Below are 17711 nucleotides of genomic sequence, written 5' to 3'. Positions count from 1 at the left end.
TTCAGCAAACTCCTAATCTATCCAATTCGTGGCTTTTTAAATAAAGACCCACTCTCATATATTCTACATCAAAATAAGGATTTAAGCAATCTTTAATCCATGTGGATAACTTTATTCACAGTTTAAAAAGGCTTGTTTTAAACAAATAAAATCAAAAATATTTTAATATCCACACATTATCCACCTAAAATTAACAGGTTATCCACAATTTGTGGATAAAATAATTTATAAAAATCCAGGTTTTGCTTGACGTAGAGCCATTTTTTTAATATAATCAAAACTGATGTCTTAGAAAAAAAAGTAGGGGTATTCCCTTATAAAATATAAGGAGGTGGATATCTATGAAAATGACATTCCAACCAAAAAAGAGACAAAGAGCTAAAGTTCATGGATTCAGATCAAGAATGAGCACGGCAGGTGGAAGAAAAGTACTTGCTAGCAGAAGAGCAAAGGGAAGAAAGAGATTATCAGCGTAGGCCGCATATATGTGGCCTTTTCTTCTCTAAAAATTAGGAGAATCAGGCAATGAAATATTCCGAATCACTGAAGAAAAATAAGGATTTCCAACTTGTTTATAAGTGTGGAAAATCTTATGCGAATAAGTATCTGGTAATGTATATTAAGGAAAATAATACCGGAAAGAACCGATTGGGAATATCTGTAAGTAAAAAAGTAGGAAATAGTATAGTACGACACAGATTGACTAGATTAATTAGAGAAAGCTATAGATTGCAAGAAGACAGATTCAGATGTGGAATAGATATCGTTGTAATAGCAAGAATAGGCGCAAAGGGTAGAACCTATAAAGACATTGAGAGCGCATTGCTTCATCTGGGACGTCTTCATGAAATTATAGATTTGGGGTAACGTATTATGAAAAAGATTATGTTAGGCTTAATCAGGTTTTATCAGAAATATTTATCTGGCCTGAAGAGTTATTCTACATGTATCTATTTTCCAACCTGCTCTCAGTATGCTGTAGAAGCAATTGAAAAGTATGGCGCTTTCAAGGGAGGACTTATGGCGGTTTGGAGAATATTGCGTTGTAATCCCTTTGCTAAGGGTGGATATGACCCCGTTCCTTAATGATTTACAACTACAATGGAGGAAGAGAGAATGACGTTTAGTTTACTGACTGCTGCAAACTGGCCTATTGTCGGTCAGATTTGCTGGTTATTAGGTAAAGTTATGAACTTTATCTATACCATATTAGATAGTATTCTGCCAAGTGACAGCGGGCTTGTCGGATTATCAATCATTATCTATACAATATTAGTATATACATGCATGATGCCGCTGACAATTAAGCAGCAGAGGACAGCAAAGATGTCTTCTGTTATGAATCCTGAACTTCAGGCGATTCAGAAGAAATATAAGAATAAAAGAGATCAGGCTTCCATGCTGAAGCAGCAGGAAGAGATGCAGCAGGTATATGACAAATATGGAACATCAATGACAGGCGGATGTCTTCCTTTATTAATACAGATGCCGTTCCTGTTTGCCTTGTACCCGGTTATCTATGATATTCAGACTTATGTACCGGCAATCAAGAATGCTCCGGACGCTGTAAATAGATTTATTACCATTCCGAATCTGACAGTTTCGCCTACAGTTATGATTAAGAACAGCGGAGATTATGGTCTTCCGGCTGCGGTAATCATTGTAACGGCAATCCTGCTTCCAATTATATCGGGTCTTACGCAATATCTGAGTATCAGGCTTTCACAGTCTATCTCAGGCCAGCAGCTGGACAAGGATAATCCGATGGCTGGAACAATGAAGACAATGAATATGACAATGCCTTTGTTCTCCATCTTCATGGTATTCACACTGCCGACAGGTATTGGTCTTTACTGGATTATAAGTGCGGTAGTACGTTGTGTACAGCAGTTGATGATTAACAAGCATCTTTCTAAGATGTCCGTGGATGACTTGATTGAAAAGAACAGGGAAAAAGCTGCTAAGAAACGTGAGAAGCGGGGCGAGAAGGCAGAGAGAATCAATGCTATGGCTCAGACAAATACAAAGAGCATAAGGGAAACCGCTAAGCGTAACGTATCAAGCATAAGCGAGAAGGAAAAAGAAGAAAAGGTAGCAAAGGCAAAGGAAAATGCCAAGAATGCAAAAGCCGGAAGCCTTGCATCAAAAGCAAACATGGTTAAGAAATTTAATGAAAATGATTAGGGGGCGGCTATCATGGAATACATTACTGTGTCAGCAAAAACGTTGGATGATGCAATTACCGAAGCATTAATTCAATTAGGCGTAACAAGCGATCAGCTGGAATATGAAGTTATTGAAAAAGGCAGTGCAGGCTTCCTTGGTATAGGAATGAAGCAGGCAGTCATCAAAGCACGCAGAAAAGTCGTCGAAGAGCCGGAAGCAGAGATTGTGGAAGATGTAAAGTCAGAGCCTGCTGTTATGAAAAAGGAAGAGCCCAAGACTGTAAAGAAAGAAATTGCGAAGAAGGAAACCATAAAAAAAGAGACAGTAAAGAAAGAGCCGGCAAAGAAGGAGGCAGATCTGGCAAAGGTCGAGAGCCAGACAATCGAGGCTTGCGAAAAGTTTATCTATGATGTATTGAAGGCAATGGATATGACGGACGTGAAGGTGACATCCGTCGTTGATGAAGAAGGTGCTCTTTCGATTGATATGGAAGGAAGCAACATGGGAATTCTTATTGGCAAGCGTGGACAGACTCTTGATTCGCTTCAGTATCTTACGAACAGAGTCGCCAATAAGATGCAGGAAGGATATGTCCGTGTAAAGCTTGATACGGAAGATTATCGTAGAAGAAGGAAGGAAACCTTGGAAAATCTTGCGAAGAATATTGCAAGCAAGGTAAAGAGAACGAGAAGAACCGTTTCTTTAGAGCCGATGAATCCATATGAAAGAAGAATTATACATTCCGCGCTTCAGGGGGATCCGGCAGTATCCACACATAGTGAGGGAGAAGAGCCTTATAGAAGAGTTGTCGTAACTCTTGTACGTAAATAAAAGTAAGAAAGTAGGGGTTAGGATATGACCCCTATTTTTTTCTATATTAGAACAGGAGGAGATCATGAATAATCATTATGATACTACAATTGCTGCTATTTCTACAGCCATGAGTAATGCAGGAATAGGGATTGTAAGAATGAGCGGATGTGATGCATTCGATATAGCGGACAGGGTATATAAGGGAAAGAAGAATAAGAAGCTCTCCCAGCAGCAATCCCATACGATTCATTATGGATATATTACAGATAGAGGGAAAGAGATTGATGAAGTCCTTGTAATGATTATGAGAAGTCCTCATAGCTATACGGGGGAAGATACAATAGAGATTAACTGTCATGGCGGCGTATATATTGTGAAGAAGATTCTGGAACTCCTGATTGAAAATGGAGCAAGGCCGGCACAACCCGGAGAGTTTACCAAGCGCGCATTCCTGAATGGGCGCCTGGACTTATCCCAGGCAGAAGCAGTCGGCGATCTAATCGTATCCCAGAACGAGTATGCGTTGCAAAGTTCAATAAACCAGTTAAAAGGCAGTATTAAGAATAAAATAAATAACATAAGAAAAGAAATAATTTACCATACAGCATTTATTGAGACAGCATTGGATGATCCTGAACATATCAGTGTTGATGAGTATGGGGAAGAATTGGAATCTGTTGTCCGGAAATTAAGAAATGATATTGAGAAACTATTGCGTACATGTGATGATGGACGTCTTATAAAAGAAGGAATTCAGACGGTAATATTAGGAAAGCCGAATGCCGGAAAGTCTTCCTTGCTTAATGTACTGCTGGGGCAGGATAAGGCGATAGTGACGGAAATTGCAGGAACCACAAGGGATGTGCTGGAGGAACATATTAATCTTCAAGGGATATCTTTAAATATTATGGATACTGCAGGAATCAGGGATACAAAAGATGTGGTGGAGAAGATTGGCGTAGAAAAAGCAAAAAGTCATGCAGATAAGGCAGACTTGATTATTTACGTGATTGATGCATCAACAGAATTAGATGAAAATGATTATGAAATATTAAGTCTAATAAAAGGAAAACCTTCTATCATATTGCTAAATAAATCGGATTTAGATATGATAGTAACAAAAGAAAAGGTTCAGGAGGCATATTTTGCAAGTAATCCTGCAAAAAAAAGTGGCGAACCAATACCTATTATTGAGATTTCTGCCAAAAATAAACAGGGAATTGATGAATTGGAAGAAAAACTAAAGGATATGTTTTTTGAAGGAAATCTTTCATTTAATGATGAGATATATATAACAAATATTCGTCATAAGACCGCGCTTCAGGATGCTTATAATGCGCTGGAAAGAGTAACGGAAAGTATTGATGCCGGGATGCCTGAGGATTTCTACAGCATTGACTTGATGGATGCCTATGAATCTCTCGGAAGCATTACAGGTGAAACGATAGGAGAAGATTTGGTAAATGAAATATTCAGCAAATTCTGTATGGGTAAATAAAGATGGATATGATGTAGTAGTAATTGGAGCCGGACATGCGGGATGCGAGGCTGCCCTCGCGACGGCAAGGCTAGGATATCAGACAATGGTATTTACCGTCAGTGTAGAAAGTATAGCATTAATGCCTTGTAATCCTAATATAGGCGGCAGTTCTAAGGGACATTTGGTTCGCGAGATAGATGCGCTTGGAGGAGAGATGGGCAAGGTAATTGATCAGACCTTTATCCAGTCGAAGATGCTCAATAAGTCAAAGGGACCTGCGGTTCATTCTCTCAGAGCCCAGGCAGATAAGGCGTGGTACAGCAGAACAATGAGACAGGTTCTGGAGAATCAGGATAATCTTGATATAAAACAGGATGAGGTTGTCAAAATATTAGTAGACGAGGGCAAGGTTACCGGAGTTCAGACCTTTTCCGGGACAATATATCCATGCAGGGCGGTCATTCTTTGTACAGGTACTTATCTTCGTTCCCGCTGCATCTATGGAGACGTAAGCAATTATACAGGGCCAAATGGGCTGCAGGCGGCTAATTATCTGACAGACTGCCTGGAGGATTTAGGAATCAAAATGTATCGGTTCAAAACAGGGACGCCTGCCAGAATAGATAAAAATTCTGTAGATTTCAGCAAAATGGAGGAACAGTTTGGAGATGAAAAGGTGATTCCTTTTTCATTTACCACTGATCCAAAAGATGTACAGATAGATCAGTCATCCTGCTGGCTGACATATACGAATCCAAGAACTCATGAGATCATCAGGAAGAATCTGGATCGTTCCCCTCTATTTTCTGGTATGATTGAGGGAACCGGACCCAGATACTGTCCTTCTATAGAAGACAAGGTGGTAAAGTTTGCAGACAAGGACAGGCATCAGGTATTTATCGAGCCGGAAGGCCTGGAAACGAATGAAATGTATATCGGGGGAATGTCCAGCTCGCTGCCGGAAGATGTTCAATATGAAATGTATCGGACAGTACCAGGACTTGAAAATGTTAAGATTGTCAGGAACGCATACGCGATAGAATACGATTGTATTGATGCCAGACAGCTTAGACCTTCCCTTGAATTTAAAAATATCAGCGGCCTTTATAGCGGAGGGCAGTTTAATGGAAGTTCCGGATATGAAGAAGCGGCGGCTCAAGGGCTGATCGCCGGCATAAATGCAGCCAGGAAGCTGCAGGGAAAAGAGAGCATAATATTGGACCGATCTCAGGCCTATATCGGAGTGTTGATTGATGATCTGGTAACAAAAGAAAGCCATGAGCCGTACAGAATGATGACATCGCGCGCAGAATACCGCCTTCTTCTGAGACAGGATAATGCTGACCAGAGGCTTACAAGAATAGGCTATGAAGTAGGCCTTATATCAGAGAAGAGATACCATCGCCTGCTTGAAAAGGAAGAATTAATTCAAAAAGAAGTAAAGCGCCTAACTCATGCCAGTGTCGGCGCGAATGAAAAAGTTCAGAATCTGCTTAAGTCGTATGAAAGTACTCCGCTGTCATCTGGATCTACCGTCGCAGAATTAATCCGCAGGCCGGAACTTTCTTATGAAATGCTGGCAGATATAGATGAATGCAGGCCAGTACTTCCGGAGGAATTGGAAGAAGAGGTTGTAGAGCAGATTAATATTTCCATCAAATATGATGGATATATCAGCAGGCAGAAAAAGCAGGTGGAACAGTTTAAAAAACTTGAAAATAAGAAGATTCCGGAAGACATTGATTATAATTTGGTAAAGAGTCTGCGTTTAGAAGCCTTACAGAAATTAAAAGAGTATCGCCCCGCTTCCATAGGACAGGCATCGAGAATATCTGGCGTATCGCCTGCAGATATATCAGTGCTTTTGGTTTATCTTGAGATGAGATAAAGTCTTGATGTATTTAAAGCAAATGGCGGTGATGAAAAATAGTGGAGAGTATAATGGAACATTTATTAGAAGAAAAACTAGAAAAACTAGGAATACAAATCAATGAAATTCAAAGAAAACAGTTTGATGATTTTTACCAACTTCTGGTTGAATGGAATAAAGTGATGAATCTTACGGGGATTACGGAATATGGGGAAGTGGTGGAAAAGCATTTTGTAGATAGTCTTTCCTTGGTAGAAGTATTGGATCTTGAGAATGTAAATCATGTAATAGATGTGGGTACAGGAGCAGGATTTCCAGGCATACCTTTGAAGATTGCATTTCCCCACCTTAGAATTACACTGCTGGATTCTCTAAATAAGAGGATTAAGTTTCTTGATACGGTCATCAAAGAACTTGGACTGAAGGATATTCATACAATTCATGGAAGAGCGGAGGACTATGCAAGACAGGCAGAATACCGTGAAAAATATGATTTATGCGTTTCAAGGGCAGTAGCAAATCTTGCTACGCTCAGCGAATATTGTCTGCCGTATATACGGGTAGGGGGTATATTTATTTCCTATAAGTCCGGGGATATAGATAAGGAAATATATGAATCTGGAAAAGCGGTTCGAATACTTGGCGGTGAACTGGAAGATATCTATAGATTCCAACTTCCAGGTACAGATATAGGCAGGTCTTTTGTGAAGATTAATAAGATAAAGAGTACAGGCAAGAAATTTCCAAGAAAAGCAGGTTTACCATCAAAGGAACCACTAAAGTAAAGATTAAAACAAAGAGTGAGGTAGCAGTATAATTGATTCTGTTACTTCACTCTTTATTATTCAAATTATTTTCTCCGATTATCAACAATTTCCAAGGAGTATATCTACCTTATCTACAAAATCGCTGGATTTTTCTAATTGAGGCAGGTGCTTAGTTTCCTTTACGCCTTCGATTTCTATGGAAGGTAATATATTCTTATACATATCTGCTACACTCATATTTTCTGGATTTCCATCACCAGTAATTATGAAAATACTGTTTGTTAAAGACTTCAGACAGTGAGAGATGTTTACTGTATTATAGTGACCGCATTGACTGGCAAACAAATATTTGGACAGTGCATTTCCAGAATGGGCGGTTTCATAATAAGTATTTATTATACTTTCATCAATATCTTCAGAATTATAATAATAATTCATTCTAAACGTTTCATCAATATTTTTCTTTCTTGTCAACATATTGTATAAGAATGTTCCGAAGATTGGTAGATTAATAAATCCGGTAAGTACCTTCGTTCTTTTAGATGGTATCTTTGACAATAATTTGATGTTAGGTGGATTCACAAGAACAATCTGGTCTATTATTGTCGGGTCGTTTTGGCAGGCAGCTATGGCAAATGAGCCAGACTCACCGGTTGCAATAATATCCGTTTTATTTCCAATTACATGCTTAATAAAATCAGTTAAAAGTTGTACATATAAATAATTAGTATAAGTAAGATTAGGCTTATCAGATCGTCCACAACCTAAAAGATCCAGACAATAAACAGTATTGGTTTTTGAAAACTTATCTATAACCTTATTCCATTCATAAGCAGAACTGGAGGTGGTTAAATCGTGTATTAACAGTAGAGGTTTTCCATTGCCCTTTTTGGTATAATATATTTTTCCAAATTTCCATTCATAGTATGAACCTGATGGGTTACTTAATAAGTTATCAAGCGTTGCTGAAAAATATACAAATTTATTTATCATATGTATCGTTAGTGTGGATAATCCAAGTAATGCTGTACCGGCTGCAAGTTTTTTCTTCCAACTCATACTTATACCCCTCTTTCTATAATAATCTCTGTATGAAAAGATAATATTATTATACTACAGATTAAGTTTTATGTAAATGTTTCACGTGAAACACTAAAGGACTTATATATTAATAACATTCTACTACCAAGAAAAGTATATATGATTGAATATTCCGAGTCGGGTTAATTAAAATGATAAAACTATTAACTACCATAAGTGAAATTAGAAATGAAATGACTTTATAAATAATATTTTGATATACGGTAATACAATAAAAAATATTTAAATAGACAAATATAAGAAATAGTAGTATGAGAAATTAAACTAAAAATGTTTCACGTGAAACATTCCTTGAAAAAATTAACCAAATATAATATGTTTCACGTGAAACATTTATGAATAATAGAAAAACTATGTTTCACGTGAAACATTTTGTAGATAAGTACTATAAAAAGTGTTATACTAAATCTATGCTAAAAAGAAAGGTGATTAATAAATGGGAAGAATTATAGCTATCGCCAATCAAAAGGGCGGAGTAGGTAAAACAACGACTGCAATTAATCTATCCGCTTGTCTTGCCGATAAAGGTAAAAAAGTTCTTGCCGTAGACATGGATCCTCAGGGGAATATGACCAGCGGTCTGGGACTGGATAAAGAGTTTTTAGAAAAAACGGTATATGATATGATAATCGGTGAATCTGATATAGAGGAAGTACTGCAGAAAGAGACAATGGAGAATCTGGATGTACTTCCTACAAATATAGATTTATCGGCAGCGGAAATAGAACTTATTGACGTTGAAAATAAGGAATTTATTGTTAGAAATTCTATTCAGAAGATACGGGATAATTATGATTTTGTTATTATCGATTGTCCGCCGTCGCTGAGCATGCTGACAATCAACGCAATGACAACGGCAGATTCTGTTTTAGTTCCTATCCAATGTGAATACTATGCATTGGAGGGATTAAGCCAATTAATCCATACAGTGGAATTAGTAAAAGACAGACTGAATCCGGATTTGGAAATAGAGGGCGTAGTATTTACTATGTATGATGCCAGAACAAACTTGTCATTACAGGTTGTGGAGAATGTAAAGGACAATCTTCAACAAAATATTTATAAAACAATCATACCAAGAAATATTCGTCTTGCTGAAGCACCGAGTTATGGTATGCCGATTAATCAATATGATCCAAAGTCAGCAGGTTCCGAGAGTTATATGAGACTTGCCGATGAAGTAATAAGTAAAGGATTGTAAACTATAGGAGGATGCGATGGCAGTAAATAAAAAAGGACTGGGAAAAGGACTTGACAGCCTGATTCCAAACAACAGAAATGTAAAACCTGCTAATCCGGATATATCGACAGAACAGGTGAAGCAGCCAGAATTAAAATCTGGAGAGCAAATGATGAAGATTAATATGGTTGAGCCTAACAGAGATCAGCCAAGAAAGAATTTTGAAGAAGATGCGCTGCTGGAATTAGCGGATTCTATCAAGCAATTTGGAGTATTACAGCCTTTGTTGGTGAGGAAGAATAAGGATTATTATGAAATAATTGCCGGTGAGAGAAGATGGAGAGCAGCAAAATTGGCTGGTATAAAAGAAGTGCCAGTAATTATAAAAGATTATTCTGAACAGGAAATAGTAGAGATAGCATTGATAGAAAATATTCAAAGGGAAAATCTGAATCCGATTGAAGAGGCTATGGCATACAAGAAACTTCTTGAAGAGTTCAGCTTAAAACAGGATGAGGTAGCTGAGAGAGTATCGAAAAGCCGGACAGCAGTAACAAATTCTATGCGTCTCCTAAGATTAAATGATAAAGTGCAGCAGATGATCATAGACGATATGATATCTACAGGACATGCCAGAGCATTGCTGGCTATAGATGATAAAGAACAGCAATACATATTGGCAAATAAAATATTTGACGAGAAGTTAAGCGTTCGTGAGACAGAAAAACTTATAAAAGATATTAAGAACCCCAAAAAACCAAAAGAAAAGAAGGTGATCGAACACGTATTTATCTACAATGACCTGGAAGAGAAGATGAAAGAAGTTATGGGGACAAAAGTAAGTATAGCTTCGAAGGGAAAGGGTAAAGGTAAGATAGAGATAGAATATTATTCGGATAAAGAATTAGAACGTGTGTTCGATATGATAATGAGTATTAGAAGGGAAGAATAAATATATGGAAAGTAGTATACTTAAGAAATTAGCAATAGATCCGGCATTCATTTTCCTGTTCATACTGATTTTGATTGTCGTGCTGTTTGTGCTATACGTGAACGTGACGATGAAGTATAATAGATTAAAAAGTAGTTATGCCTCGTTTATGCGTGGGAAAGATGGAAAGACTTTAGAAGAGAGCATGAAGGACAAGTTCTCGGAGGTAGATGCCATCCTTAAAATTACCAAGCAGAACCGTCTTGATATCAGGGAAATCAGCAAAAAGATGGAGAACGATTATCAGAAATTAGGAATTGTCAAATATGACGCTTTTAATGAAATGGGTGGCAAATTAAGTTTTGCGCTGGCAATGCTGGATGGCAATAATAGCGGATGGGTCATTAACGCTATGCACAGCAGAGAGGGCTGCTACACCTATGTTAAAGAGATCGTAAAGGGAGAAAGTTATGTAGAATTAGCGGAAGAAGAGGCAGAAGCGCTTGATAAGGCTATATTCAAGGATGCCTACGATATAGACGCTAAAAATATTAAAGGAAAATAGGATAAAGAGATAATATATAAGAAATGAGGAGGATATATATATGTTAGACATTAAATTTGTAAGAATGAATCCTGATGTAGTAAAGGAAAATATTAAAAAGAAATTTCAGGATGAAAAACTGCCATTAGTTGACGAAGTGCTGGAATTGGATAAGAGAAACAGGGATATTAAGCAGGAAGTAGAAGCGCTTCGTGCTGACAGGAATAAGATTTCTAAGGAAATCGGCGCATGCATGGCACAGGGAAAGAAAGATGAGGCAGAAGAATTAAAGAAAAAGGTTCAGGAGAATGCTGACAGATTAGAATCTCTTTCCACAGAAGAAAAGGACGTTGAAGCAAAGATTAAGAAGATCATGATGACGATTCCGAATATCATTGATCCTTCCGTACCAATTGGAAAAGACGACAACGAAAATGTTGAAATAGAGAAGTTTGGCGAGCCGGTGGTACCAGATTTCGAGATTCCATACCATACAGAAATCATGGAAAGTTTTAGCGGAATCGATCTTGAGAGTGCAGGAAGGGTTGCGGGAAATGGCTTTTACTATCTGATGGGAGATATTGCAAGGCTTCATTCTGCTGTGCTGTCTTATGCACGCGACTTTATGATTGGCCGCGGATTTACCTACTGTATTCCGCCATTCATGATCCGCAGCAATGTAGTTACCGGTGTTATGAGTTTTGCCGAAATGGATGCCATGATGTATAAGATTGAAGGAGAAGACTTATATCTGATCGGAACAAGCGAGCATTCCATGATTGGAAAATTCATTGATACTATGCTTACAGAAGACCAGCTTCCACAGACACTAACCAGTTATTCTCCATGCTTCCGTAAGGAGAAAGGCGCTCATGGAATCGAGGAACGTGGAGTATATAGAATTCACCAGTTTGAAAAACAGGAAATGATAGTTGTCTGCAAGCCGGAAGAAAGCAAGATGTGGTACGATAAATTATGGCAGAATACGGTAGATCTGTTCCGTTCAATGGATATTCCTGTACGTACTCTTGAGTGCTGCTCCGGTGACCTGGCAGATCTGAAAGTAAAATCTTGCGATGTAGAAGCATGGTCCCCAAGACAGAAGAAATATTTTGAGGTGGGAAGCTGCTCTAATCTCGGGGATGCCCAGGCAAGAAGACTTGGAATCCGCGTAAAAGGCGAGGATAGCAAATATTTCGCACATACGCTGAATAATACGGTAGCTGCGCCTCCGAGAATGCTGATAGCATTCCTTGAAAATAATCTTCAGGCAGATGGATCCGTTAAGATTCCGGAAGTTTTACAGCCATATATGGGTGGAACTACAAGACTCATACCTAAAAAATAATTTTGTAAGGAATATGATATGCATCAATACCTGAAAGCAATTGGATTTGGAAATATCAAAAGCAAAAGAGAATTAAATGCAATCCTAAGGCTGACAGAAGAGTCATTTACCCAGCATAACCTTATATCCAGGGGAGACGAAATGGACTTCTGCGAATACCAGAAAGAGTTTGGCGCGGGAATAGGCCTGGCCCTATGCGGCGACATGGATATAGATGAATGGTTTGACCGTCAATATTACTATCCATACTTTTTCGGTACAGGAATAACCTCTCATGCAGATGTTTTTGTAGAGCGAAGAATGGACCGGGAAGCATATGTAGGGATATGCGAAGATATCAAGATAGGAATCAGCCTGATATTCTACCTTCAGAATACGGTGGAATATTTAAAGGAAAAACAACTGTCCAAAAACAGCATCAAATATACTTCCGTGACTTTGTCAGGCCTTTGTAATGGGGGAACAGTCTTGTTCCCTGTATCAAAGGATAAGGAGCAGGAAAAGAGACAGCAGGAGGAGACGCATAACAGGATGATGCTCTTAAGCGCGGCCAAAAGCGGCGACCCCGTGGCAATTGAAAGCCTGACTCTCGATGATATTGATACATACTCAGAAGTATCAAGAAGGCTGATAAGCGAAGATGTATTCAGTATTGTGGATACATATATCATGCCCTATGGGGTGGAATGCGACTGTTATTCTATCATGGGAGAGATTCTTGAATTCCAGCAGATGGAAAATGAGTATACAAAAGAGGAACTGTATATCATGAAGCTGGAGGTCAATGAACTGACTTTTGACGTATGCGTGCCTGTAAAGGACGTAGTAGGAGAGCCTGCAGTGGGGAGAAGATTCAAAGGAAATATATGGATGCAGGGAAGGATTAATTTTAAGTAATTGACAATTGATACCAGTTTGAAGTATAATAGGAGGGCACTAAGGTGCTCTCCTGAGTAAATAAACAAAATAGTACATGTTCCCTTAGTTAAATGGATATAACAAGTGCCTCCTAAGAAAGTGTTGAAACATACACCTTGGAGGCAAAGGGAACAGGTAACAAGTAAAATTAAATATAGATTTTCTAGATGTCGCTATAGCTCAGCTGGATAGAGCGACCGCCTCCTAAGCGGTAGGTCAGAGGTTCAAATCCTCTTAGCGACGCCAAAAACTCCGCCGAAAACGTTGATTTTTCAAGGTTTTCGGCGTTTTCTATTTTCCGAGGAAAATAGAACAAATAGCAAACAGCGATTAGCAGGAAGCATTTTTGCTAATCGGAAGCAACCTTGCTTAACTCGAACGATTGATTTTTGTCACCGATTAGCTTGCTAATGATTAGCAGAAAATTCTCGATTTTTGCTAATCAAATTGCCTCTCCTGCTAATTTGCCGAAAAATCATGCAAAAAGCCTTGCTAATTGGATGGGCGAATGTTACCGAGTAAAAGGCTTTTTTTTGAAGTTTATTCCGTCCTTTTGCTGGCATATTTGAGTGGGTACAGCGCTTCTCGTATAATGATGCTGTAAGGAGGTGCATCGTATGAGAGAAAAAACATTTCATGTTTATGTGGATAGCCACGATAGAAGTCTTTTACTTCAAAGCCTTGTAGAATTGAAAAATCTGTTGATCCAACAAGGCCGATATACAGATTGTGTCGATGAACTGATTTTTAAGGTAATCAATGCTCCTCTCAAAAAAATAAAAACAGTTTATGTGGGAGGGCAGGATGAATGAAATAGACCTAAAAGAATTATTCAAAGTAGCTGTTGAAACACTACGGGAGCAAACAATCCGTTCACTATTGGAAGCAGATATGACTTATCAGAAAGACTCTGAAAACGAAGGAATTGCGGAAATGGAGTATCTCCGGTTGGATTTAACAAAGGAACAACGGGAAGTCTGCAACCACCTATTGGAGTGCCGGGACAAAGAAGATTGTGAATATGCCACCCACGCATATATAGCAGGACTCTACGATGCTTTTCGGATTATGGCGGTGCTGTTTCCAGATCAGTGGGATACAGATAACATACGGGAGCTGTTTGCTGCAAAGGTTAAGAACTGAATATGGAGAATTATTACATAGCCGATTGGTATAAAAACCAGTCGGCTTTTTTGCTTTATAGGAAAGTTCTCCTTTCGGAGAACTTGGGGACTAAAATAGCCCGCTCAAAAGCGGGCATAGTGAATCAGACGGTTTGGATTAAAAGATGTAAAAGCCCTCTTCACCAAAATCGTCATCATCAAGGTTATCAAATTCATGTAAGAAATAATCCATATCCAGAAGTTCGTCGTCACTCATGTCATGGACTTCTTTAGAAGTCATACCTTCTGGTGGATTTTTAATGTACTGTTCCCTTAGTTCCTTTGCGAGTTCTGCTTCTGTTATACGTTTCATAGTGTGGCCTCCGTTCTTAAGATATATTGAGTTTATCATGAGAAAAGAGGTTTTGGAAGATATGAAAACGAGGCAGGCGAACGACATCTATGTTTTTGCATAGCCTTTTCGTATAATTCATGCAAAGGAACAGGATTATGATTAAAATATAGTTCTAAAAATAGCATGGTTTTTCCACAGTTCGGACATTTTAAAGGATCGTAACCAAAAGAATGTAAGATTGAATCACGCCACCTATTGAGTGAAAGAAAAAAGTTATGTTTTTCTCTGGAAATGGCTTTTCGTAAAAAATTGTCAGAATTACGGTGACGAGCGTAAATACCATAATAGCGAATCATTTTAAAATGTTTTTCAGGGATGTGTTGTGTTAAGCGGTCAATGAATTCCAAAACAGGAACAGTTTCTGTAATAAGTTTATTGTCTTCATGACGGTTGTAATGGAAGGTGACAAAATCACCATCGTAAGAATCAATGCGAGAAGTAGCAATAACAGGTCTGCCAAGATAACGACCGATATATTTGATAACCTGAGAAGGATTACACTTGTTAGGCATGGCGCGAACATAAAAACCATTTTTATCTTTTGCATAGATAGCAGATTTTACTTTTTTGAAAGCTGGACCTATTTTTTGATGGAGTTCATTTAAAAGAGCAGTTTGGAACGCATCACGTAAAAAATGATAGTTAAAATGTTTGAAGTGTCGCCAGGAAAGAGTATTACCAACACCACCTTCAGAAACAAGGCAGTGAATGTGAGGATTCCATTTTAAATCTCTGCCAAAGGTATGAAGGACGCAAATAAATCCAGGAGTAAATAATTCAGATTTATTTTCTTTATGGAACATACGAGAAATCACGCTGTTGACTGCCGAAAAAAGGCAGTTAAGAAGAGAACGGTCTTTAAGAAAAAAAGGCCGCAAAGAATCATCAATGGTAAAAACACAATGCCGATGTTGTACATCAATAATCTTAAAAGACATAGCAGTAGTTCTGTCAATGGAATACATGTTACCACAAGTTGGACAGAAGCGAGAATGACAACGAAAAGCAGTAAATTTGAAATTACCACAATTGGGACAAATATACATGGCGCCACCATAAGATGGATCGCCACAATGAATCATTTTTTCTACATTCTCAACAATAGCATCACGAGGATGTTGAAGATAAATCATTTCTTCATAATGTTCGATAAAAATTTTTTGTAAGATATTCATAAGACCATTATGAAGCAAAATGAAGCAAAAAGAAACCCCTATCCCTCATGATTGAGGGGCAGGGGAGTTGAAGTGTCGAAGACACTATTTTTACGTTCTGGGGAACTTTACATAGCCGCCCTGACAAAGCGGCTAAATCTAAAAGAAAGGAGGATGCACCTATGTCAAATTGCAAAGTGATTGCTCTGACCAATCAAAAAGGCGGTGTGGGCAAAACAACCACAGCAGTCAACCTGGGGGTCAGTCTGGCAAAGCAAGGAAAGAAAGTTCTGCTGATTGATGCGGATGCACAGGCTAACTTAACCATGGCCCTGGGGTACAGCAGACCAGATGATATTCCTATAACCCTTTCCACCATGATGCAAAGCATTATTGACGATAAAGCCTTTGATGTTTCACAAGGCATCCTGCATCACCATGAGGGCGTGGATCTGCTTCCGTCTAATATTGAGCTGTCTGGCTTTGAAGTCAGGCTGATCAATGCCATGAGCCGTGAGCGTGTCTTGAAAACCTATGTAAATGAGGTCAAAAAGAATTACGACTATGTACTGATTGACTGTATGCCCTCTCTTGGCATGATCACCATCAATGCTCTGGCGGCAGCTGACAGTGTGGTTATCCCAACACAGCCCCACTATCTTTCAGCGAAAGGTCTGGAGCTGTTGCTTCGCTCGGTTTCTATGGTCAAGCGGCAGATCAATCCCAAACTGCGGATAGACGGTATCCTGATGACAATGGTAATGCCCCGCACCAACATTTCAAAAGAAATTACCGCTTCGGTGAAAAGTGCATACGGGCAAAGGATCAAAGTTTTTGATACCGAAATCCCTCATTCTATCCGTGCGGTAGAAGCTACCGCAGAGGGAAAGAGCATTTTTGCTTATGACAAAAGCGGAAAGGTAGCCGCTGCCTATGAACAATTAGGAAAGGAGGTGGCAGAAATTGGCGAGAAGCAACGGACACAAAATCGAGCTGACCGCATACGATGACCTTTTCCAGACGGATGAAAGCCGTGCGGAAGCCAAACTGAGCAAGATAAGGGACATTCCGATTGCGGAGATTGACGAGTTTCCAGATCATCCGTTCAAAGTTTTACTGGACGAGGACATGGAACAGCTTGTTGAGAGTATCAAGCGAAATGGAGTGATGACCCCGGCAACGGTTCGGCTGAAAGAGGATGGGCGGTATGAGCTTATCAGCGGCCACCGACGCAAAAAGGCATGTGAGATTGCCGGGCTTGAAACTCTGAAATGCGAGGTGAAGGAACTGACCCGTGACGAAGCCATTATTGTGATGGTGGAGTCCAATCTGCAAAGATCAACTATTTTACCAAGTGAGAAAGCCTTTGCCTATAAAATGCGTCTGGAAGCAATGAATCGACAAGGACAGCGCACAGATTTAACTTGTTCCCCAGTGGGAAACAAGTTGCAAGGAAGAAAATCTAGTGATGAACTTGCCGAAAAGGTTGGTGAAAGTAAAAACCAGATTTTCCGATATATTCGCTTGACCGAGCTTGTTCCTGAAATTTTGCAGATGGTAGATGAACGTCAGATTGCTTTTCGCCCGGCGGTAGAAATCTCTTATCTGTCCGATGAACAGCAGTATTCCCTTCTGGAAGCTATGCAGTATAACGATGCGACCCCATCACTTGCACAGGCTATCAAAATGAAAAAGTTCATGCAGGACGGAAAACTCACAGATGAGGTTATCCAGTCGATCATGCAGGAAGAAAAGCCAAACCAGAGGGAAAAACCTGCTTTCCGTGATGAACGGATCACCAAGCTCATTCCCAAGAGCGTTCCCAGAGGCAGGGAATCGGATTTTGTTGTCAAGGCGCTGGAATTTTACAACCGCTACCTGCAGCGAAACAAAGACCGGGAACGATAGCCACACATCGAGG

General features: G+C 39.2%; 20 protein-coding genes and 1 tRNA gene. 18 read left to right on the top strand and 3 right to left on the bottom strand.

Going from position 1 to position 17711, the window contains the following annotated elements:
- Positions 1 to 341 precede the first annotated feature (341 nt).
- From rpmH to rsmG, 8 genes are all read left to right on the top strand, one after another.
- Entirely contained in the window at positions 342 to 476 is a 135-nt protein-coding gene (gene rpmH / locus HDCHBGLK_RS06025) for a 50S ribosomal protein L34 (RefSeq protein WP_004607108.1), read from the top strand.
- A 49-nt stretch (positions 477 to 525) separates the two neighbouring features.
- Positions 526 to 867, top strand: coding sequence for a ribonuclease P protein component (gene rnpA / locus HDCHBGLK_RS06020; RefSeq protein ID WP_004607107.1), 342 nt, complete (start codon positions 526 to 528; stop codon positions 865 to 867).
- A 6-nt stretch (positions 868 to 873) separates the two neighbouring features.
- Positions 874 to 1086 (top strand): membrane protein insertion efficiency factor YidD, encoded by a 213-nt coding sequence (gene yidD / locus HDCHBGLK_RS06015; protein WP_004607106.1) that lies wholly within the window; start codon positions 874 to 876, stop codon positions 1084 to 1086.
- A 30-nt stretch (positions 1087 to 1116) separates the two neighbouring features.
- Positions 1117 to 2184 carry a YidC/Oxa1 family membrane protein insertase gene (locus HDCHBGLK_RS06010; protein ID WP_009248424.1) on the top strand — a complete coding sequence of 356 codons (1068 nt, stop codon included), beginning with the start codon at positions 1117 to 1119 and terminating at the stop codon, positions 2182 to 2184.
- Positions 2185 to 2196: 12 nt separating this feature from the next.
- The gene (gene jag / locus HDCHBGLK_RS06005) at positions 2197 to 2997 is read left to right on the top strand and encodes an RNA-binding cell elongation regulator Jag/EloR (RefSeq protein WP_004607104.1); all 801 of its coding nucleotides are present in this window, start codon (positions 2197 to 2199) and stop codon (positions 2995 to 2997) included.
- Positions 2998 to 3061: 64 nt separating this feature from the next.
- Positions 3062 to 4477, top strand: coding sequence for a tRNA uridine-5-carboxymethylaminomethyl(34) synthesis GTPase MnmE (gene mnmE, locus HDCHBGLK_RS06000; RefSeq protein WP_004607103.1), 1416 nt, complete (start codon positions 3062 to 3064; stop codon positions 4475 to 4477).
- Positions 4443 to 6347: a tRNA uridine-5-carboxymethylaminomethyl(34) synthesis enzyme MnmG gene (gene mnmG, locus HDCHBGLK_RS05995; protein WP_004607102.1), complete on the top strand. Its 1905-nt coding sequence runs from the start codon at positions 4443 to 4445 to the stop codon at positions 6345 to 6347. The genes mnmE and mnmG overlap by 35 nt, the downstream gene beginning before the upstream one ends.
- Positions 6348 to 6400: 53 nt before the next feature.
- Positions 6401 to 7114 (top strand): 16S rRNA (guanine(527)-N(7))-methyltransferase RsmG, encoded by a 714-nt coding sequence (gene rsmG, locus HDCHBGLK_RS05990; RefSeq protein ID WP_004607101.1) that lies wholly within the window; start codon positions 6401 to 6403, stop codon positions 7112 to 7114.
- Between the two features lie 81 nt (positions 7115 to 7195).
- Here rsmG and HDCHBGLK_RS05985 read toward each other — a convergent pair whose 3' ends face one another.
- On the bottom strand, positions 7196 to 8155 hold the full coding sequence (locus HDCHBGLK_RS05985; RefSeq protein ID WP_004607100.1) for an alpha/beta fold hydrolase: 960 nt from the start codon (positions 8153 to 8155) through the stop codon (positions 7196 to 7198).
- Between the two features lie 478 nt (positions 8156 to 8633).
- Between HDCHBGLK_RS05985 and HDCHBGLK_RS05980 the strand changes: the two genes are divergently transcribed.
- The 8 genes from HDCHBGLK_RS05980 to HDCHBGLK_RS05945 all read left to right on the top strand — a co-directional run bounded on the left by HDCHBGLK_RS05980 (position 8634) and on the right by HDCHBGLK_RS05945 (position 14261).
- Entirely contained in the window at positions 8634 to 9398 is a 765-nt protein-coding gene (locus HDCHBGLK_RS05980) for a ParA family protein (RefSeq protein ID WP_004607099.1), read from the top strand.
- Positions 9399 to 9414: 16 nt separating this feature from the next.
- Complete coding sequence (locus HDCHBGLK_RS05975; protein ID WP_004607098.1) at positions 9415 to 10329, top strand: ParB/RepB/Spo0J family partition protein; 915 nt, start codon at positions 9415 to 9417, stop codon at positions 10327 to 10329.
- Between the two features lie 4 nt (positions 10330 to 10333).
- Positions 10334 to 10873, top strand: coding sequence for a DUF4446 family protein (locus HDCHBGLK_RS05970; RefSeq protein ID WP_004607097.1), 540 nt, complete (start codon positions 10334 to 10336; stop codon positions 10871 to 10873).
- Between the two features lie 40 nt (positions 10874 to 10913).
- Positions 10914 to 12200 (top strand): serine--tRNA ligase, encoded by a 1287-nt coding sequence (serS, locus tag HDCHBGLK_RS05965; RefSeq protein ID WP_004607096.1) that lies wholly within the window; start codon positions 10914 to 10916, stop codon positions 12198 to 12200.
- 18 nt (positions 12201 to 12218) lie between these two features.
- Entirely contained in the window at positions 12219 to 13097 is an 879-nt protein-coding gene (locus tag HDCHBGLK_RS05960; protein ID WP_004607095.1) for a DUF3881 family protein, read from the top strand.
- 190 nt (positions 13098 to 13287) lie between these two features.
- Positions 13288 to 13364, top strand: a tRNA-Arg gene (locus HDCHBGLK_RS05955).
- 371 nt (positions 13365 to 13735) lie between these two features.
- Entirely contained in the window at positions 13736 to 13930 is a 195-nt protein-coding gene (locus HDCHBGLK_RS05950) for a hypothetical protein (protein ID WP_004607094.1), read from the top strand.
- Complete coding sequence (locus tag HDCHBGLK_RS05945; protein WP_004607093.1) at positions 13923 to 14261, top strand: hypothetical protein; 339 nt, start codon at positions 13923 to 13925, stop codon at positions 14259 to 14261. The genes HDCHBGLK_RS05950 and HDCHBGLK_RS05945 overlap by 8 nt, the downstream gene beginning before the upstream one ends.
- Positions 14262 to 14399: 138 nt before the next feature.
- Here the strand turns inward: HDCHBGLK_RS05945 and HDCHBGLK_RS05940 are convergent, their stop codons facing one another.
- Both HDCHBGLK_RS05940 and HDCHBGLK_RS05935 read right to left on the bottom strand, forming a co-directional pair.
- Positions 14400 to 14594: a hypothetical protein gene (locus HDCHBGLK_RS05940; protein WP_004607984.1), complete on the bottom strand. Its 195-nt coding sequence runs from the start codon at positions 14592 to 14594 to the stop codon at positions 14400 to 14402.
- Positions 14595 to 14629: 35 nt separating this feature from the next.
- Entirely contained in the window at positions 14630 to 15811 is a 1182-nt protein-coding gene (locus tag HDCHBGLK_RS05935; RefSeq protein WP_039909242.1) for an IS91 family transposase, read from the bottom strand.
- Positions 15812 to 15972: 161 nt separating this feature from the next.
- Here HDCHBGLK_RS05935 and HDCHBGLK_RS05930 point away from each other — a divergent pair, with 161 nt between their 5' ends.
- Together HDCHBGLK_RS05930 and HDCHBGLK_RS05925 are read left to right on the top strand one after the other, a co-directional pair.
- Entirely contained in the window at positions 15973 to 16800 is an 828-nt protein-coding gene (locus tag HDCHBGLK_RS05930) for a ParA family protein (RefSeq protein ID WP_004607983.1), read from the top strand.
- Positions 16754 to 17698, top strand: coding sequence for a ParB/RepB/Spo0J family partition protein (locus HDCHBGLK_RS05925; protein WP_004607982.1), 945 nt, complete (start codon positions 16754 to 16756; stop codon positions 17696 to 17698). The genes HDCHBGLK_RS05930 and HDCHBGLK_RS05925 overlap by 47 nt, the downstream gene beginning before the upstream one ends.
- Positions 17699 to 17711: the final 13 nt, after the last annotated feature.

The sequence above is a fragment of the [Clostridium] scindens ATCC 35704 genome, assembly GCF_004295125.1.
GTDB lineage: Bacteria > Bacillota > Clostridia > Lachnospirales > Lachnospiraceae > Clostridium_AP > Clostridium_AP scindens.
Note: the sequence above shows the minus strand (reverse complement) of the source record. Positions and strands in the feature narration are given on the sequence as shown.

What these genes read in the sequence shown, in the direction of transcription:
- HDCHBGLK_RS05950 (WP_004607094.1), top strand. Translation starts at nt 13,736, where the DNA reads ATGAGAGAAAAAACATTTCATGTTTATGTGGATAGCCACGATAGAAGT.
- HDCHBGLK_RS05980 (WP_004607099.1), top strand. Translation starts at nt 8,634, where the DNA reads ATGGGAAGAATTATAGCTATCGCCAATCAAAAGGGCGGAGTAGGTAAA.
- HDCHBGLK_RS05960 (WP_004607095.1), top strand. Translation starts at nt 12,219, where the DNA reads ATGCATCAATACCTGAAAGCAATTGGATTTGGAAATATCAAAAGCAAA.
- jag (WP_004607104.1), top strand. Translation starts at nt 2,197, where the DNA reads ATGGAATACATTACTGTGTCAGCAAAAACGTTGGATGATGCAATTACC.
- HDCHBGLK_RS05930 (WP_004607983.1), top strand. Translation starts at nt 15,973, where the DNA reads ATGTCAAATTGCAAAGTGATTGCTCTGACCAATCAAAAAGGCGGTGTG.
- rpmH (WP_004607108.1), top strand. Translation starts at nt 342, where the DNA reads ATGAAAATGACATTCCAACCAAAAAAGAGACAAAGAGCTAAAGTTCAT.
- HDCHBGLK_RS05985 (WP_004607100.1), bottom strand. Translation starts at nt 8,155, where the DNA reads ATGAGTTGGAAGAAAAAACTTGCAGCCGGTACAGCATTACTTGGATTA.
- HDCHBGLK_RS05945 (WP_004607093.1), top strand. Translation starts at nt 13,923, where the DNA reads ATGAATGAAATAGACCTAAAAGAATTATTCAAAGTAGCTGTTGAAACA.
- rnpA (WP_004607107.1), top strand. Translation starts at nt 526, where the DNA reads ATGAAATATTCCGAATCACTGAAGAAAAATAAGGATTTCCAACTTGTT.
- serS (WP_004607096.1), top strand. Translation starts at nt 10,914, where the DNA reads ATGTTAGACATTAAATTTGTAAGAATGAATCCTGATGTAGTAAAGGAA.
- mnmE (WP_004607103.1), top strand. Translation starts at nt 3,062, where the DNA reads ATGAATAATCATTATGATACTACAATTGCTGCTATTTCTACAGCCATG.
- mnmG (WP_004607102.1), top strand. Translation starts at nt 4,443, where the DNA reads ATGAAATATTCAGCAAATTCTGTATGGGTAAATAAAGATGGATATGAT.
- HDCHBGLK_RS05975 (WP_004607098.1), top strand. Translation starts at nt 9,415, where the DNA reads ATGGCAGTAAATAAAAAAGGACTGGGAAAAGGACTTGACAGCCTGATT.
- HDCHBGLK_RS05970 (WP_004607097.1), top strand. Translation starts at nt 10,334, where the DNA reads ATGGAAAGTAGTATACTTAAGAAATTAGCAATAGATCCGGCATTCATT.
- HDCHBGLK_RS05935 (WP_039909242.1), bottom strand. Translation starts at nt 15,811, where the DNA reads ATGAATATCTTACAAAAAATTTTTATCGAACATTATGAAGAAATGATT.
- rsmG (WP_004607101.1), top strand. Translation starts at nt 6,401, where the DNA reads ATGGAACATTTATTAGAAGAAAAACTAGAAAAACTAGGAATACAAATC.
- HDCHBGLK_RS06010 (WP_009248424.1), top strand. Translation starts at nt 1,117, where the DNA reads ATGACGTTTAGTTTACTGACTGCTGCAAACTGGCCTATTGTCGGTCAG.
- yidD (WP_004607106.1), top strand. Translation starts at nt 874, where the DNA reads ATGAAAAAGATTATGTTAGGCTTAATCAGGTTTTATCAGAAATATTTA.
- HDCHBGLK_RS05940 (WP_004607984.1), bottom strand. Translation starts at nt 14,594, where the DNA reads ATGAAACGTATAACAGAAGCAGAACTCGCAAAGGAACTAAGGGAACAG.